Source organism: Paenibacillus sp. UNC496MF, from assembly GCF_900113915.1.
Classification (GTDB): Bacteria; Bacillota; Bacilli; order Paenibacillales; family Paenibacillaceae; genus Paenibacillus_Z; species Paenibacillus_Z artemisiicola.
On the sequence record NZ_FORE01000004.1, the window covers coordinates 1 to 15,693 of the forward strand.

A 15,693-nucleotide genomic window follows, 5' to 3' on the forward strand; every position below is an offset into this window, starting at 1 on the left:
ACCGCTTTTTTAAGTACTCAATCTCCGCTCTTAGGTATGCCATTTCTTCCTCTACGCTGCCAAACTTTGTCTTCGGTTTACCCTTTCGCGAAGCTTCTTGTACGAAGGGCTGCCCTGCCCGATGTCGTTTGACCCATACCTCTACCTGCGTTTTGTTTTGTATTCCTAGACGCTTCGCGACCTCACGGTACGCCAAGTTGTCCTCCGTAACCAGCCTCACTGCTTCTAGTTTTAAATCTTCAGGATAACTTTTGTTCGTACGACCTATTTTCCCCATGAAAAATCCCCTCCGGCAAACAACTAGTAAGTTCATCTTAACAGATGTCTTTTTCTTGTTGTTTACCGTGAGGGGATAATACCACCCTTGGGCTCCGGCTTTTTGCGTCCGGTGCGGTTAATGATTAATGAGCCCGAGCTCTTCCCGGGGTTCGCCTAGCATTTCGATTTTGTTCTTGGTGAGCAAGGCGTAACGGATGCTGTCCACGAGCGCTTCCCAGCTCGCTTCGATGACGTTGCTCGAGACGCCGACCGTGCTCCACGTGCTCTTGAAATCGGTCGTCTCCATCAGCACGCGAACCTTGGCGGCCGTCGCGTCCTTCTCGTCGATCACGCGGACCTTGTAATCGGACAGGTGGAAATCGTTGATGCTCGGGTAGAATTGCTCCAGCGCTTTGCGCAGGGCGTTATTGAGCGCGTTGACCGGACCGTTGCCTTCGGCCGCCATGTAGACGGGTTGTCCGTCGACGTTCACTTTGACGATGGCTTCGGCGTTCATCGCGTGGCCGTTCGTCTTCTCGACGAGCATCTTGAGCGATTCCAGCTTGAAGATTTCCTTCATTTCGCCGAACGCGTCGCGAAGCAGCAGCTCGAGGGACGCATCGGCGCCTTCGAATTGATAGCCCTGGTGCTCGAGATCCTTGATCCGCTCCATGATGCGCTTCGTCTTCTCGTTGTTCGCGTTGATATCGAGGCCGAGCTCCTGCGCCTTGGAGATGATGTTGCTTTGTCCCGCGAGCTCGGAGACGAGCACCCGCTGCTTGTTGCCGACCAGCTCCGGCCGGATATGCTCGTACGTCTTGGAATCCTTCAAGATCGCGGACACGTGAATGCCGCCCTTGTGGGCGAACGCGGCGTTCCCGACGTATGGCTGGGCGACCGGCATGTGCACGTTCGCGATTTCGCTGATGTACCGCGCCGTCTGGGTCAGCGATTGAAGCTGCTCGCCGCTGACGCAGCGGTAATCCATCTTTAATTGAAGCGTCGGGATGATCGAACAGAGATTGGCGTTGCCGCACCGTTCGCCGTAGCCGTTGATGGTGCCCTGCACCTGCCGAGCGCCCGCTTGCACGGCGGCCAGCGTGTTGGCGACGGCGAGCTCGCAGTCGTTATGGGTATGGATGCCGATCGGAGCGCCGATCTCCGCGGCGACGCGGGAGACGATCGCATGAACCTCCGAAGGCAGCGTGCCGCCGTTCGTATCGCACAGGACGATCCAGTCGGCGCCCGCTTCATGGGCCTTGCGCAGCACGGCCAGCGCGTAATCCGGATTGTGCTTGTAGCCGTCGAAGAAATGCTCCGCGTCGAAAATCGCTTCTACGCCCTTCTGCTTCAGATACGCCAAAGAGTCGTAGATCATCGCCAGGTTCTCTTCGAGCGTCGTCTGCAGCGCCGTATGTACGTGAAAGTCCCACGACTTGCCGACGAGCGTGGCGGCCGGCACGCCGGATTCCACGATGCGCACCAGGCTGCTGTCCTGTTCGGCGGTGCTGTTCTTGCGCCGCGTGCTGCCGAAGGCGGTCAGCTTGGCGTTCAGCCGCAAGCCTTTCGCCCGCTGGAAGAATTCGATGTCCTTGCTGTTGCTGCCCGGATTTCCGCCTTCAATATAATGTACGCCTAACAAATCGAGCTTTTGGGCGATTTTGATTTTATCTTCTGCGGAAAGACTGATGCCCTCTCCCTGCGTACCGTCACGAAGCGTCGTGTCGAATATGGAGATCGTGTTTCCCATGAATGTAGAAGCCCCCTTCCTTTATCCCTTTAAAGCAATCATAATTTTATTATTATACCATTAGAAGAAGGGCGCGTAAACGTTCGCAGGACGAGCTTTCGGGCGGCAGGTTGACGTTCCGGCGGGACGATTGGTATGCTTGACGTACGATCATATGATCGCCTTATTCCAACCGGGAAGGATGAATGCCGCGATGACGAAGGAGCGGGATACGGCGCCTCCCAAACGCCGGGTCATTCTTCATTTGGACATGAACGCCTTTTATTGCTCCGTCCATGAAGCGGAGGAGCCGCACTTATATAAAGGAAAGGCGACGGCGGTCGCCGGCAGCGTGGAGCAGCGGCGGGGGATCATCGTGACGTCGTCGTACGCGGCGCGCGCGCAGGGCGTCAAGACGGGCATGACGGTGCGCGAAGGGCAGCGGCGCTGCCCGGATTTGATCCTGATCAAGCCCGATTTCAACTTGTACCGGACGTACTCCCGCGGCTTCATGTCGATCGCGAGGCAGTACACGCCGCTCGTGGAAGCCGTGTCGATCGACGAATGCTACCTCGACGTTACGGGTTCGTCGGCCTTCGGCGAGCCGCTGCAGATCGCGCGGGACATTCAGCAGCGGATCCGAACGGAATGGAACTTGCCCTGCTCGATCGGCGTCGCCCCGAACAAGCTGCTGGCCAAGATGGCGTCCGACATGCAGAAGCCGAACGGCTTCACCGTGCTGCGCATTCGCGACGTGCCGGAGCTGCTTTGGAGCAAGCCATGCGACACGCTCTTCGGCATCGGGCGCAAGACGGCGGACAAGCTGACGAAGCTGAACATCCGCACGATCGGGCAGCTCGCCGCGGCCGAAGAGGCGATGCTCGTCAAGCATTTCGGCGTCGTCGGCTCCTGGATGAAGGCGGCGTCGCACGGCTACGATTACGCGCCGGTCAACGCCGAGCGCGAACGGAACAAGTCGATCGGCCATACGACGACGCTGCCGAGGGACGTGACGGATCCCGAGGAGGCCCACCGCATCCTGCTCAATCTGGCGGACCAGACCGGCCGGCGGATGCGCCAACAGAAAATGATGGCGTCGACCATTCAAATCGTCATCCGGCGGCCGGACATGACGACGATCAACCGCTCGGTCACGCTGCCGGCCCCGACGGACGCCGCTTCCGACATCCACCGCGAGGCGTGCAAGCTGTTCGATAAGCATTGGAAGCGCGGAGAGCCGGCGCGCCTGCTCGGCATCACCCTTCAGAACCTGTCGCTGCAAGCGGAAACGGCCGTGCAGCTGGACTTGTTCAGCTACGGGGAACAGCCGAAAAAGGAGGCGCTGACGCGCGCGATGGACATGCTGCGGGACAAATTCGGAGAGGATGCGGTGCTCACCGCGGGCATGCTCGGGAACGATCCGTCCGCGTTAATTCGCAATAAACGAATTCGCGGGACATCCTTGCAAAGGGACGAGCATATGTTATATAGTGATGATTGAAGGTTGTATACTTGGGAAATGAAAGCACTTCCGTAAGTTTTTGAAACTTACCATTAATAGGAGGGAACCACGATGTCGAAGTTTACATGGGTTGAGAAAGATACGTGCATTGCTTGCGGAGCTTGCGGAGCAACGGCACCGGACATTTACGACTACGACGACGAAGGCTTGGCAGAGGTTATTTTCGGCAACGACGGTAACCACGGCAATACCGAAATTCCGGAAGACTTGTACGACGATCTGCAAGATGCGGCGGACGGTTGCCCGACGGACTCCATCAAAATCGCAGACACGGCTTTCAATAACTAATAGAGCGCGAACCGCGTAGAGCGGCCGGAGATCCCGTTTCCTGTTACGACAGGGGATGGGATCTTTCTCGTTTGAGGGGGAGGATAGGATCTTTATACTGAAATGATAGTGGCATTTACCGATTCTTGTACAGCTCCGCTAGAATAAACGGGAGTTTCCAATTCGCGAGGAATGGGGCGCATATGCGATGGCGGTCGCGCTCAGCGTCGTGCCGGCGAGTTGGAGACGGAATCCGACGCGAACAAGGCGCCTATTTCGGTGGAAAGAGCCGAGCGGATATTATCCGGGCGGCTCTTTTGCCGATATAGAAGCTGATGAACCCCAAGCAGGAGGGCCGCGAATGGATAACCACGACGATATGAATGACCTGAAGCGCTACGTGCAAAACCATCCTAATAACCGCATGGCCTGGTATTTGCTGGGCAAGCAATACGTGCAAGAGGGCAAGGAAGCGAAGGCGAACTACTGCTTCCTGCAGTCCGGCAGCGTCTACGACGCGTACGAGCGCAAGCAGCATCCGCTCGCGAACGAGCCGAAACAAATGATCGCGGCCTGGAACCGCAAGCGCGGCCGCCGCTTCTTGGCGCTGCGGACGGGCGGGGCGGCCGCGATTCTGCTGGCGCTGATGCTGGCGATCTCGCCGGGCGGCCCGAAGGACGAGGCCGATCCCGGGGACCCGGCCGCGGAGCCGGCGACGCTCTCCTCGGGCTTGGCGCCGGCGCCGGGTCAAGCCGCCGCGCCAGCCGGCCCGGAGGTCGTCGTCGTCAAGCCGGCCGACGGCGCCGGCGGCTTGCTCGACCAGGCGCTCGGCGCGCTGCTCGGCGGAGCCGCGCGGCCGCGCGAGGGCTTGGCCGCCGCGCTAGAGCCGGCCGGCGCTTGGCGCCTGTGGACGGGGAAGACGCGCCTGCTGGCGCAGACGGCGCGGCAGGGCCGCGGCGGCGCAGAGGTCGCGATGCTCGACGCGAGGGCGTGCGCCTGCGAGCCGGCCGACGCTTCGGCCGCGCGGGCGATCTACGCGCGCTGGAGCGCGCGGCAGGAGCAGTCCTGGACGCTCGCGAGCGCGATCGCGCATTACCGCGAGCGAACGAAGCGTTGGCCGACGTCGCTCGCCGACCTGGTCCGGCCGTATCCCGAGAATACGCTGTCGGGGACTACGAAGGAAATGAAAGCCATGTTCGAGCCGCTGCTGCGAGCAATGAAGGAGGAAGCCGCGGCGAGCGCGGATCCGGCAAACGGGGAGGCGAACGCCGCTTCAGGCGTGCCTGACGGCGGCGACGCCGCGAAGAGCGCAGCCTCTGCGGCCGGCGCTCCGGCCCCGCTGCCGGCCGGACCGCTCGCGATCGTGGTCGACAAGGACGCCCACCGGCTCGCCGTCGTGAGCGGCGACGTCATCGTCCGCAGCTATCCCGTCGGGCTCGGCGGGGCGAGGACGCCGGAAGGCGGTTTCGTCGTTCGCGAGAAGGTGCGCAGCCCGAAGGGGCGGACCCCCGGCGAGTTCGGCACCCGCGGCATGGCGCTGTCGGATACGGCATACGCGATTCACGGCACGAACGACGCGGACAGCATCGGCAAGGACGAGTCGCACGGCTGCATCCGGATGGCGCGGCAGGATATCGAGGAATTGTACGACCTCGTGCCCCTGGGGACGAGGGTCACGATAAAAAGCGGCGCCCTCCCCGCTGCCTCAGCGCCGGCCGCGGGGCGTTTCCGCCTGCAGCCGGCCGAGGACGAGACGAACCCCGCCGTGGTGTACGAGTGGCTTGATTAACCGGACCGCTTACTGGTCCACAATAAGAAGAACGGCCATGACGGCGACGATGACGACGAAGACCGATCCGATCCAGATGAGCGCTTTCTTGTTGACCTCTTCCTTTTGTTTCGTTTTCATGACGGGCGGTTTCTTTCTGGCGTGGCTCATGCGGATCAACCTTTCTCGGGAAATTAGGAATATGCCCTTATTGTAATCGTTTTCCGGCGCCGAAACAACCGCTTCGCGCGGCGCGAAAGGCGCTGCGGCAGGGCGCTAAGCGGGCGTTACTCTTTCTTTTTCGCCCCCGACTTGATAAACTGTTCGATAGAGCTTAAGACGCAGAACGGAGTGACTTCGACTTGTTGTACACGAAAATTGCAAAGCCTTATTTCTTCCGCATGGACGCCGAGAAAGCCCATCACATGGTGATCGACGGGCTGCATACGGCGCGGCGGGTGCCCGGCGTTCCCGCGGTGATGCGCGCCATGTACGGGGTAGCCGAAGCGAAGGAGCTGGAGACGAGCCTGTTCGGGCTGCGCTTCCCGCATCCGGTCGGCCTCGCGGCGGGACTGGACAAGAACGCGAAGGCCGTCGACATGTTCGCCAACATCGGCTTCGGATTCGCGGAGGTCGGCACGGTGACCCCGAAGGGACAAGCCGGCAACGAGCAGCCGCGGCTGTTCCGCCTGCCGAGCGACGAAGCGCTCGTCAACCGGATGGGCTTCAACAACGACGGCGCCGCCGCGATGGCGGAGCGGCTCGGCCGGTTGGGCCGGCACCGCATTCCGATCGCCGTCAACATCGGCAAGAACAAAACGACGCCGAACGAGCTCGCCCACGAGGATTACCGGGCCTGCTTGCGGCAGCTTTATACATACGGCGACTTTTTCGTCGTCAACATCAGCTCGCCGAACACGCCGGACCTGCGGGCGCTTCAGCACGGGGACGAGCTCAAGCTGCTCTTGTCGGCGGTCATGGAAGAGAGCGGCGCGCAGGCGGCGAAGAGCATGGCGGCTAGAAAGCCGGTGCTGGTCAAGATCGCGCCGGACATGACCGCGGAGCAGCTCGGGTATACCGTGGAGACGATCGTCGCGAGCGGCGTGGACGGCATCATCGCCACCAACACGACGATCGGCCGCGACGGTCTTCGCCATCCGAACGCCAAAGAAACCGGCGGCCTGAGCGGCAAGCCCCTTCGCGAGCGTTCGACGGAAATCGTGCGCGAGGCGTACCGGCTGACGGGCGGACGGCTGCCCATTATTGGCTCCGGCGGCATCTTTACGGCATCGGATGCATACGATAAAATTCGCGCGGGTGCAAGTCTTGTAGAAATTTATACGGCGCTCATCTACAGAGGGCCGGAGCTGCTCCGCGAACTGACGGAAGGACTCAAGGCATTATTGAAGAAAGACGGTTATACATCGATCGTGGAGGCCATTGGAGCAGATCATCGGTCTTAGACAGGAGGCGGCCGGATGGACGGAAGAGACTGGGGACTATTTTTGCAGCCATATGAGCAGGCAGTGGAAGAATTGAAGGTCAAATTGAAGACGCTCCGGACCGAACTGAAGAATCGGGAAGCGTACGCGCCGATCGAGTTCGTTACGGGGCGGGTCAAGAAGATTTCGAGCATTTTGGAGAAGGCCAAGCGGCTGTCGGTGCCGATGGAAAAGATCGATACCGGCATCGAGGACATCGCGGGCATCCGCATCATGTGCCAATTCGTCGACGACATTCACCGGGTCGCGGCGCTTATTCGTTCGCGCAAGGATCTGAAGCTGGTTTATGAGAAGGACTATATTACGAATTTCAAGGACAGCGGGTACCGCAGCTATCATATGATCGTCGAATATCCCGTTCAGACGGCCATCGGGCTCAAAAACGTGCTGGCGGAAATTCAAATCCGGACGCTGGCGATGAATTTTTGGGCGACGATCGAGCACTCGCTGAACTATAAGTATAAAGAAAGCCTGCCGGAGGACGTGCGCGACCGGCTGAAGAAAGCGGCGGAGGCGGCTTCGCAGCTCGATACCGAGATGTCGAGCATCCGCAACGAGATCTTGGACGCGCAGCGGGATTTCGAAGAGAAATCCAACATGTACTCGAGCGTGCTGAGCGACATTCAGGAGCTGTACTTCTTTCGGCGCGTCCGCGAGGCGGTTCAGTTCCAGCTGAAGTTCAACGAAGTGTGGGAGAAGGAAGACGCGTTCGCGATCCGCATGCTGTCCGACGAGATCAAGTCGGCGATCCAGCGCGCGAAGAAGGGCGGGTCGAACTGAATGGCTTCGGCGCCATCGTACGACGAGAAATTCGTCCGGTTCGTCGTGCTGTTCAACGTCGACGAGGATTACTTCGAATGCCACGAAGTCATGGAAGAGCTGTGGCTCGAGGAAGGCCGGAGCACGCTGTACCAAGGGCTGCTGCAAGCCGCGGTGGGTCTCCATCATTGGCGCAACGACAACTTCTCCGGGGCGGCGAAGCTGTTCGCCCAAGCGGAGAGCAAGCTCGCGGCTTATCCGGACGAGACGTCGGGCCTCGACCTGGGGCGGCTGCGCGCCGACATCGCGGTCAGCCTGGCGATGCTGAGGCCGTACGTGGAAGGCGCCGCCGGTACGGCTGCGGCGGTACCGCCGGCATTCCGGCCGTTCCGCCTGGGCGTGACGGACGGGGCGCTTCGGACGCTGGCGGACGCGCTCGCCGCGCTGCCGCCTTCGGAACGGCTCGGCCGCGACGAGTAGCGGGCAGCCGCCGGGTCCGGGCGGGACCGCGACGGCCGCCGATGGATTCGGAACCCCGCGACGGGACCGGATGCGTCGGCGGTTTTTTGTCATCGGGGACGCGCGTGAGCATCTCGCCGCAGAGGCCCGAAGGGTTGGTCTGGCCGCGGCTTTAAGGTACAATGAACGAGGGAGTTGAACGACGGATGGCGAAACGGATGCGGCTGGACAAGCTGCTGGCGAATATGGGCTTCGGCACGCGCAGCGAAGTGAAACGCGCGGTGAAGCAGGGCCGCGTGACGGTGGACGGCAAGACGGCGAAGGACTTCGGCATGACGCTGGATCCGGAGGCGGCGGACGTTAAGTTCGACGGCGAGGCGGTCGTGTACCGCGAGACGATCTACGTCATGCTGAACAAGCCGCAGGGGGTCGTCTCGGCGACGGAAGACGCGCGGGACCGCACGGTGATCGATTTGCTCGATCCCGATGACCGGATCCTGCAGCCGTTCCCGGTCGGCCGGCTCGACAAGGACACGGAGGGGCTGCTGCTGCTGACGAACGACGGCAAGCTGGCGCACGAGCTGCTGTCGCCGCGCAAGCATGTCCCGAAGACGTACGAGGCGATCGTGCGCGGCGACGTGGATGCCGACGATCAAGCGGCGTTCAAGCGCGGCGTGACGCTCGACGACGGCTACGAGACGAAGCCCGCCGAATTGACGATCGGGGACAAGGAATCGCGGCCGGACGGGATTCACAGCCGAATCCGGCTCACGATCCGCGAAGGCAAGTTTCATCAAGTGAAACGGATGTTCGAAGCGGTCGGCAAGCAGGTCGTCTACTTGAAGCGGGTCTCCATGGGACCGCTCCGGCTGGACGAGTCCTTGAAGCTCGGCGAATACCGCCCTCTTACGGAGGCGGAGCTGGACGAACTCTTGACCGCGCACGCCGGAGCCGGCCGCAACGCGCAACTATATAGATAACCCTTAGAGAGTTAGAGACCAACCAGGAGACGGGAGAGACTTACTGCCATGGGGAACATCAACTTTGATTTGATCGCGCTCGACATCGACGGAACGCTGCTCAACGACAGCCACATCCTGACCGCGGCCGTGCGGGGCGCCGTGCGCGAAGCGCATCGGCGCGGGGCCGAAATCGTGCTCTGCACGGGAAGAGGGCCGGTCAACGCGATGCCCGTTCTGGAGGAGTTGGGCCTCGCGGGCACGATGATCACGCATAACGGCGCCGCCACGGTCGACTCGGCCAGCCGCCGCGTGCTGCACCAATTCAGCATCGATCCCGCGGAGGTGGCGCGTTTCCGGGAATACTGCCTGCAGGGCAAGCTGCATTTCGACCTGAACACGCCGTTCGAAATGTGGATCGAGGACTTGACGCCGGACGCGGAGAAGATGTACGGCCTTTACGGCGCACGTCCCGTCCTGCGCGATCCGAACGCCCCGCTGCCGGAAGGGCTCGTCAAGTTTACGCTGTTCGGCGCCATCGCGCGGCTCGATGCCGTCGAGGCGGAGTGGAACGCGTGGACGCACGGGCTGCAGCATATCCGCAGCGGCGATTATTTCATCGACGTGCAGCATAAGGACGCGAGCAAGGGCCATGCCTTGCGGCAGCTCGCGAGCTTGAGAGGGATCGACCAGAGCCGCGTCATGGCGATCGGCAACTATTTCAACGACGTGGGCATGTTGACGTTCGCGGGCATGGGCGTGGCGGTCGCCAACTCGCCGGAAGCGGTCAAGGCGGCGGCGAACGCGCAGACCCGGTCAAACGAAGAAGACGGCGTTGCGCACGCGCTGCGCGAATTCGCGCTCGCTTGAGCCCGCGGGACGCGCGTCCCGCAAGGCGCCGCGCGCGGAATCGCGGTCCGGTCGCCGGGCCGCGGCAACATGAAAAACCGTCGAAGGAAACCCTCGACGGTTTTATCATTATCGGCTAGAGCATCGTGTGAGTTAGACCAGAACTCCGCGGGATACGATGACCAGCAGAATGAACAGTACCAGAATCACGCCAACGAAACTTCCTCCGAATCCCAATGCACCGGACATGCGAATGCCTCCCTTGAAAGGTATTTCCGGCGCCGGCTTCATATATGTCGTGTTGTTCTCGGCACCCGGTATACTGTATTGTATGAAAAAAGGTAAAAGCGGATTGGACATCCGCCCGCGTCGCGGAGAATTGGGCATTCGCTCCCGGCGAAACGACCCGGGAACGGGATGTCCGCACGCGAGGCAAGTATGGGGGAAATCCGGCCCGGCGGCGCATGCCCGCGCAACGGCCGAGAAGCGGGGATTCGATAGATGATAATCGCAGCGAAAGGCATGCTGATCGGCTTATCGATCGCGGCTCCCGTAGGGCCGATCGGCCTCTTATGCATGAAGCGCGCCTTGAACCAGGGCCGGCGCTACGGGCTGGCGTCCGGGCTGGGCGCGGCGACGGCCGACGGACTTTACGGGCTCGCTGCCGCGTTCGGCTTCGACGCGGCGACGGCATGGCTGCTCGCCGCGCAGGACGCCGTGTCGGCCGTCGGCGGCTTGTTTCTTTGTTACCTCGGCTGGCGAACGTTCCGTTCCGGCGCGGACGACGGCGGGGCAGCGGCAAGGAGCGGCAGTCTGGCCGGCGCCTATTGGACGACGTTCGCGCTGACGATCGCGAACCCGGCGACGATCCTGTCGTTTTTGGGCATTTTCGCCGGGCTCAACGTCGTGGATGCTTCCGCCTTCCGGCTGCTGACGCTCGTGGGCGGCATCTTCGCGGGTTCGGCGTTCTGGTGGCTCGGGCTCAGCCTGACCGTCGGTGCCTTACGCCGGACGCTCAAGCCCGCCGCCATGCGGCAGATTAACCGGCTGTCGGGGCTGCTGCTCGCCGGCTTCGGGCTATACGCGCTATTGCGCTTGCTGTAACGCGGCATCCGCCGCAATCGGAGACGCGCGAACTTAGAAACGAACGGAGCAACGAACCATGATGCCAATCCATGAATTGCACCGTCTGAAGCTGCGGACGAAGCGCCTCGTTCTGCAGGTCATCGACGAATCGTATGCCGCGCGGGTACTGGCGTTCGTGAAACGCAACCGGGAAGCGCTGGCCGAATGGGAGCCCGACCGCGACGAGACGTATTACACGCACGAGACGCAGCGGCAGCTGATCCGCCAGGAACTGCAGAGCATGGACGGCGGACACAGCGTACGGTTTTGGCTGACGACCGCCGAAGACCCGGACGGGGACATCGTCGGCACGGTGTCGCTCTCCAATATCGTGCGCGGGGCCTTCCAGTCCTGCCATCTCGGGTACCGGATGGATTTGCTGCACCGCAACAAGGGCTATATGACCGAGGCCGTCTCGCATGTCGCGGCGTTCGCGTTCGAGCGGCTCAACCTGCACCGGATCGAGGCCAACGTCATGCCCCGGAACGCGGCTTCCTTGAAGGTGGTCGAACGGCTCGGCTTTCGCAGCGAGGGCGTGGCGAGCGAGTATCTGCGCATCCACGGGGCGTGGGAGGATCACGTCCATATGGTGCTGCTGAATCCGTCCTGGTCGGAGCGGTAGCCGGCGCCGCGGCGAACATTAACCTTTTCTCAGGCATTTATGCGGGTTCGGGTTTCATGGTAAGATAAAAGGCGTAAAATAAAAGGCGCACCCTGGATCCGGCATTCGAAAGGAAGCGTGCAGCCATGGAGCTATCCTTCAGACGCGCGTCGCGCGAGCTGATCGCGGCGGAGCTGGCGATTTTGAACGCCAATCCGTATTTTAACCGCTTGTCCAAGGATAAAGAGCGGCTGACGGCCGCGGACGTTGAAGCGGAACATCGGGATGCCGAAGCCGCCGGCGCGGAGCGGTACGTCCTATTCGCGGACGGAGAGCCCGTCGGCATCCTTGAATTTCTGATGATCAATCCGAACGATGCCTGCGCGTGGATCGGACTGCTCGTGATCCGGTCGCAAAGCCACGGCAGGGGATACGGGAAACGGGCGCTGGCCTGGTTCGACGCTTTGATGCGCGACCGCGGCGTGACCGTCCACCGGCTCGGCGTGCTGGCGGGCAACGCGCCCGCGCACGCGTTTTGGCGCAGTCAAGGCGCCGCGGAGGTCAAACCCGCCGTTCTGCCCGACGGCAAACCGATCGTCATCTACGAACGGTTCGTCCGGGGCGAGGACGGATGCATTTCATAAAGACGGGAGATTAAGCGAATGTACAGAATAGCGATGCTCGGCGTGCTGCTATGTCTGGCCGTGCTGCTGAACGCCTGTTCGGCGAGCGAGGATACCCCACCGCAGGATCCCGTCTCGGGCGAACAGATTGATTATAGAGATTCGACGGGCGCGACCGACGTCATGAACGCCTACGAAGAATCGATGGTCGAAGCGATCAACAAGAACCGCTTCTCGCTGGTGGCGGGCCTGCTCGACCCGGAAGGACCGCTGTACAAGGAGCAGGATAACCTCGTCCGCCATCTTAGCGGCTTGAACATCAAGGAGAAGCTGATCCGCTTCCAAATCATGAACATCCAAAAAATCAACGGCGAATACAAGTTTTACATCGTCGAGAAGATCGGCATTTATTATCCCGAGGGCAAGTCGACGGTCAACGAATACCAATGGATCTACACCGTCACGCAGCATCCCGCCACGAACGCGTTCAAGGTATTCAGCATCGAACGCTGGGAATAACCGCGCCGGCGCGCGTTCAAGCCGAACCAAGCGACGGGCAGGCAGAGCCGCAGGCGGCCGTCTGCCCGTTTTGCCATCCTAGGAGCCAAGAGGTGCAGCAATGTCGAACAGAACGGCGTTTGTGCCGTACGAAGAACGGTATTTGGAGCAGGTGCGCGGAACGTATAATCATTTTGTCGCCCATACGACCGTATCGTTCGATTTACATCCCTACACGCCGGAGCAAATGAAAGCGCTGATCGAGCCGCTGTCAGACATCTACCGGTCGTACGTCGTCCTCCATGAAGGGGAATACGCGGGCTACATCATGCTGACGCAGCACAAGAAGCGTCCGGCGTTCAACGTCACCGGGGAAATGACGATCTATCTCGAGCCGGCGTTCACCGGCAAAGGAATCGGCCGGGAAGCGATGGCGTTCCTTGAAGAAACGGCGCGGGAGCTCGGCTTCCATTCGCTCATCGCGACCATCTGCACGGAGAACGAAAGCAGCGTCGCGCTCTTCGCGAAGCTCGGCTACAAGCAGGTGTCGCATTACGTGGAAATCGCCTACAAATTCGACCGATGGCTGGATTTGGTCTGCCTGCAGAAAATATTGAACTGATTCTTGCCTTCATTCGCGCGATTGCTTCGCCGCCTGGCATGAAACGCCGGCGCGCGGAATAGCCATAGTTGGAAGAGGGACGGGCGTATTTGCCGCGCAGGCGCGCCTAGTCTCACGGAAGCGATCTATCATTCGCGCCTCGTTCATGGGCCGCGAGGATCGGAGGGGCTGACGGGAACCATGAAAAAAGCGATTGCGCTCATTACGGCGGCTTACGCCTTGCTGCTCTTCTATTGGATGTTCATCGGCTTCGGACGGACGAATCCGCAGCTGCCCGGTTATAACTACAACGTCATGCCGCTGCATACGATCCGGCTGTACTTCGTTCATGCGGACAGCTTCCGGCCTGCGTATTGGGTCGTGAACATCGTCGGCAACGTCGCGGTGTTCGCGCCGTTCGGCCTGTCGCTTCCGTACTTGCTTCGGCTGCGGTTGTTCTCGTTCACGGCGTTCTTCGTCTGCGTGCTGTTCCTGCTCGAGACCTTCCAGCTGCTGCTGCAGCGCGGCAGCTTCGATATCGACGATATTTTGCTGAACACGCTGGGCGCGCTGCTCGGGTACGCGGCGCTGCAGCTCATTCGAAAGCGGGTGTCCGCATGAAGGCCTACAAGGCGATCTTATTCGACCTCGACAATACGCTGCTCGATTACGACGCCAGCGAACGGGAATCGATGCAAAGCGCGATTCGCCGCTTCGGGCTGCCGGATCGAGAAGGGTTCCTCTGGGACGCGTTCCGGGCGGCGTTCGCTCCGATCAATTGGACGTATTGGAGCGAACGGATGGCGCGGAACCTGCATATCTCGCAGGTGCTGGAATATTCGTTCCGCGATACGCTGGCGCAGCTGGGGCACGACGGCGTGCCGGCCGCGGAGCTCGCGGCGGCGTACTGGGAGCTGTTTTGTTCGTCCTGCCGTTTCATGGACGGCACGCCGGAGCTGCTCCCGCGGCTTCACGGCGCCTATGCGCTCGGCATCGTGTCGAACGGAATCGGGGAAGCGCAGCGCAAGCGGCTGGCGACCGGGGGCATCCTGCATTATTTCCCTCATGTGTTCGTATCGGACGAGGTCGGCGCCGCGAAGCCGGACAGGCTGATCTTCGACCGGGCCGTGGCTTCGATCGGCGTGCCGCGGACGGACATTCTGTTCGTCGGCGACAACCTGAAGGACGATTACGAAGGCGCCCGCGCGGCGGGAATCGACTTCTGCCATTACAATCCCGGCCGCAAGCCGGCGGACGCCGCCATTGCGCCCGACTATACGATCCATGCGCTCTTCGAGCTGGACGCCATCATTTCAAGGGAAGAGGAACAGCGATGAAATTCAGGCCATGCATTGACCTGCACAACGGCAAAGTCAAACAAATCGTGGGCGAAACGCTCGGCGACGGCAATAAGCAAGTGGTGGAGAATTTCGTCTCCGCGCACGATTCCGCCTATTATTCGGAGATGTTCCGGCGAGACGGGCTGAAGGGCGGCCATGTCATCATGCTCGGTCCCGGCAATGAAGAGGCCGCGCTGGCGGCGCTTCGGGCCTACCCGGGCGGCCTGCAGATCGGCGGCGGCATCCGCGCGGACAACGCCGCGCGGTATCTTGAGGCGGGCGCGTCGCATGTCATCGTCACCTCGTACATCTTCCGCGACGGCGAGCTCGACATGGACAACCTGCGGCGGATCGTCTCCGAGGTCGGCAAGGAGCGGCTCGTCATCGACCTCAGCTGCAAGCAGCTGGACGGCGAATGGCGCGTCGTGACGAACCAATGGAAGACGTTCAGCCGGTTCGTCGTGAACAAGGAGCATCTGCGCGAGCTGGAAGCGTACTGCGACGAATACCTCGTGCACGCCGTCGACGTCGAGGGCAAGCGGACCGGGATACTCGGCAGTCTCGTCGAGCAGCTGGCGGAGGGCGTCACGATTCCGACGACGTACGCGGGCGGCGCGCGCTCGTTCGCGGATCTGGAGCAGTTCCGCGCGTTATCCCGGGGCAAGCTGGACATCACGGTCGGCAGCGCGCTCGATATTTTCGGCGGCGAGCTCCCTTACGCGGACGTCGTCGCGTACTGCAACCGATAGCGGAACAGGTAAGATCGGAATCGCCGGCTGCGCGGATCGCGCGGCCGGTTTTTTGTTGACTCCCCTTGTACGATTCGCATCGTT

The 15,693-nt window shown here is 61.5% G+C and carries 19 protein-coding genes; 16 read left to right on the forward strand and 3 right to left on the reverse strand.

All coding sequences use genetic code 11. From position 1 onward, the window contains the following. Both BMZ79_RS00020 and cimA read right to left on the reverse strand, forming a co-directional pair. The coding region (locus tag BMZ79_RS00020) for a transposase (RefSeq protein ID WP_090635491.1) at positions 1-277 on the reverse strand (277 nt) is incomplete at its 3' end. 117 nt (positions 278-394) lie between these two features. Then, a complete protein-coding gene (cimA, locus tag BMZ79_RS00025; RefSeq protein WP_090635493.1) occupies positions 395-2,008 on the reverse strand; it encodes a citramalate synthase in 1,614 nt (537 codons plus the stop codon). Positions 2,009-2,201: 193 nt separating this feature from the next. Between cimA and BMZ79_RS00030 the strand changes: the two genes are divergently transcribed. The 8 genes from BMZ79_RS00030 (at position 2,202) to BMZ79_RS00065 (ending at position 10,093) form a co-directional block, all read left to right on the forward strand. Continuing rightward, positions 2,202-3,488, forward strand: a complete 1,287-nt coding sequence (locus BMZ79_RS00030; protein WP_090635494.1) for a DNA polymerase IV — start codon at positions 2,202-2,204, stop codon at positions 3,486-3,488. Between the two features lie 72 nt (positions 3,489-3,560). After that, on the forward strand, positions 3,561-3,797 hold the full coding sequence (locus BMZ79_RS00035) for a ferredoxin (protein WP_090635496.1): 237 nt from the start codon (positions 3,561-3,563) through the stop codon (positions 3,795-3,797). A 340-nt stretch (positions 3,798-4,137) separates the two neighbouring features. Continuing rightward, on the forward strand, positions 4,138-5,565 hold the full coding sequence (locus BMZ79_RS00040; RefSeq protein ID WP_177221916.1) for a L,D-transpeptidase: 1,428 nt from the start codon (positions 4,138-4,140) through the stop codon (positions 5,563-5,565). A gap of 341 nt (positions 5,566-5,906) precedes the next feature. Continuing rightward, positions 5,907-7,007 (forward strand): quinone-dependent dihydroorotate dehydrogenase, encoded by a 1,101-nt coding sequence (locus tag BMZ79_RS00045; protein WP_090635499.1) that lies wholly within the window; start codon positions 5,907-5,909, stop codon positions 7,005-7,007. Between the two features lie 15 nt (positions 7,008-7,022). Beyond that, complete coding sequence (locus BMZ79_RS00050; protein WP_090635501.1) at positions 7,023-7,826, forward strand: GTP diphosphokinase; 804 nt, start codon at positions 7,023-7,025, stop codon at positions 7,824-7,826. Further along, entirely contained in the window at positions 7,827-8,285 is a 459-nt protein-coding gene (locus tag BMZ79_RS34630; protein ID WP_090635503.1) for a DUF309 domain-containing protein, read from the forward strand. A 185-nt stretch (positions 8,286-8,470) separates the two neighbouring features. Next, the gene (locus tag BMZ79_RS00060; RefSeq protein ID WP_090635505.1) at positions 8,471-9,244 is read left to right on the forward strand and encodes a pseudouridine synthase; all 774 of its coding nucleotides are present in this window, start codon (positions 8,471-8,473) and stop codon (positions 9,242-9,244) included. A gap of 48 nt (positions 9,245-9,292) precedes the next feature. Next, the gene (locus tag BMZ79_RS00065) at positions 9,293-10,093 is read left to right on the forward strand and encodes a Cof-type HAD-IIB family hydrolase (protein WP_256252481.1); all 801 of its coding nucleotides are present in this window, start codon (positions 9,293-9,295) and stop codon (positions 10,091-10,093) included. Between the two features lie 132 nt (positions 10,094-10,225). Here BMZ79_RS00065 and BMZ79_RS00070 read toward each other — a convergent pair whose 3' ends face one another. Beyond that, a complete protein-coding gene (locus tag BMZ79_RS00070) occupies positions 10,226-10,321 on the reverse strand; it encodes a dihydroorotate dehydrogenase (protein WP_090635507.1) in 96 nt (31 codons plus the stop codon). Positions 10,322-10,573: 252 nt separating this feature from the next. On the opposite strand from BMZ79_RS00070, the gene BMZ79_RS00075 reads away from it, so the two are divergent. From BMZ79_RS00075 to hisA, 8 genes are all read left to right on the forward strand, one after another. Further along, complete coding sequence (locus BMZ79_RS00075) at positions 10,574-11,176, forward strand: LysE family translocator (protein ID WP_090635508.1); 603 nt, start codon at positions 10,574-10,576, stop codon at positions 11,174-11,176. A 58-nt stretch (positions 11,177-11,234) separates the two neighbouring features. Next, a complete protein-coding gene (locus BMZ79_RS00080) occupies positions 11,235-11,819 on the forward strand; it encodes a GNAT family N-acetyltransferase (protein ID WP_256252482.1) in 585 nt (194 codons plus the stop codon). Between the two features lie 125 nt (positions 11,820-11,944). Continuing rightward, a complete protein-coding gene (locus tag BMZ79_RS00085; protein WP_090635509.1) occupies positions 11,945-12,442 on the forward strand; it encodes a GNAT family N-acetyltransferase in 498 nt (165 codons plus the stop codon). Positions 12,443-12,460: 18 nt separating this feature from the next. Continuing rightward, on the forward strand, positions 12,461-12,940 hold the full coding sequence (locus BMZ79_RS00090; protein WP_090635511.1) for a TcaA NTF2-like domain-containing protein: 480 nt from the start codon (positions 12,461-12,463) through the stop codon (positions 12,938-12,940). A 100-nt stretch (positions 12,941-13,040) separates the two neighbouring features. Continuing rightward, positions 13,041-13,541, forward strand: coding sequence for a GNAT family N-acetyltransferase (locus BMZ79_RS00095; protein WP_090635513.1), 501 nt, complete (start codon positions 13,041-13,043; stop codon positions 13,539-13,541). Positions 13,542-13,721: 180 nt separating this feature from the next. Then, positions 13,722-14,141 carry a VanZ family protein gene (locus BMZ79_RS00100; protein ID WP_090635515.1) on the forward strand — a complete coding sequence of 140 codons (420 nt, stop codon included), beginning with the start codon at positions 13,722-13,724 and terminating at the stop codon, positions 14,139-14,141. Further along, a complete protein-coding gene (locus BMZ79_RS00105; RefSeq protein ID WP_090635516.1) occupies positions 14,138-14,857 on the forward strand; it encodes an HAD family hydrolase in 720 nt (239 codons plus the stop codon). The genes BMZ79_RS00100 and BMZ79_RS00105 overlap by 4 nt, the downstream gene beginning before the upstream one ends. Beyond that, positions 14,854-15,609 (forward strand): phosphoribosylformimino-5-aminoimidazole carboxamide ribotide isomerase, encoded by a 756-nt coding sequence (gene hisA, locus BMZ79_RS00110; RefSeq protein WP_090635518.1) that lies wholly within the window; start codon positions 14,854-14,856, stop codon positions 15,607-15,609. Before BMZ79_RS00105 ends, hisA begins: the two co-directional genes overlap by 4 nt. Positions 15,610-15,693: the final 84 nt, after the last annotated feature.

Excerpts from the sequence above, each read along its gene's own strand:
- cimA (WP_090635493.1), bottom strand. The coding sequence starts at position 2,008 with ATGGGAAACACGATCTCCATATTCGACACGACGCTTCGTGACGGTACG.
- hisA (WP_090635518.1), top strand. The coding sequence starts at position 14,854 with ATGAAATTCAGGCCATGCATTGACCTGCACAACGGCAAAGTCAAACAA.
- BMZ79_RS00060 (WP_090635505.1), top strand. The coding sequence starts at position 8,471 with ATGGCGAAACGGATGCGGCTGGACAAGCTGCTGGCGAATATGGGCTTC.
- BMZ79_RS00070 (WP_090635507.1), bottom strand. The coding sequence starts at position 10,321 with ATGTCCGGTGCATTGGGATTCGGAGGAAGTTTCGTTGGCGTGATTCTG.
- BMZ79_RS00090 (WP_090635511.1), top strand. The coding sequence starts at position 12,461 with ATGTACAGAATAGCGATGCTCGGCGTGCTGCTATGTCTGGCCGTGCTG.
- BMZ79_RS00105 (WP_090635516.1), top strand. The coding sequence starts at position 14,138 with ATGAAGGCCTACAAGGCGATCTTATTCGACCTCGACAATACGCTGCTC.
- BMZ79_RS34630 (WP_090635503.1), top strand. The coding sequence starts at position 7,827 with ATGGCTTCGGCGCCATCGTACGACGAGAAATTCGTCCGGTTCGTCGTG.
- BMZ79_RS00100 (WP_090635515.1), top strand. The coding sequence starts at position 13,722 with ATGAAAAAAGCGATTGCGCTCATTACGGCGGCTTACGCCTTGCTGCTC.
- BMZ79_RS00050 (WP_090635501.1), top strand. The coding sequence starts at position 7,023 with ATGGACGGAAGAGACTGGGGACTATTTTTGCAGCCATATGAGCAGGCA.
- BMZ79_RS00065 (WP_256252481.1), top strand. The coding sequence starts at position 9,293 with ATGGGGAACATCAACTTTGATTTGATCGCGCTCGACATCGACGGAACG.
- BMZ79_RS00075 (WP_090635508.1), top strand. The coding sequence starts at position 10,574 with ATGATAATCGCAGCGAAAGGCATGCTGATCGGCTTATCGATCGCGGCT.
- BMZ79_RS00030 (WP_090635494.1), top strand. The coding sequence starts at position 2,202 with ATGACGAAGGAGCGGGATACGGCGCCTCCCAAACGCCGGGTCATTCTT.
- BMZ79_RS00095 (WP_090635513.1), top strand. The coding sequence starts at position 13,041 with ATGTCGAACAGAACGGCGTTTGTGCCGTACGAAGAACGGTATTTGGAG.
- BMZ79_RS00080 (WP_256252482.1), top strand. The coding sequence starts at position 11,235 with ATGATGCCAATCCATGAATTGCACCGTCTGAAGCTGCGGACGAAGCGC.
- BMZ79_RS00085 (WP_090635509.1), top strand. The coding sequence starts at position 11,945 with ATGGAGCTATCCTTCAGACGCGCGTCGCGCGAGCTGATCGCGGCGGAG.
- BMZ79_RS00035 (WP_090635496.1), top strand. The coding sequence starts at position 3,561 with ATGTCGAAGTTTACATGGGTTGAGAAAGATACGTGCATTGCTTGCGGA.
- BMZ79_RS00040 (WP_177221916.1), top strand. The coding sequence starts at position 4,138 with ATGGATAACCACGACGATATGAATGACCTGAAGCGCTACGTGCAAAAC.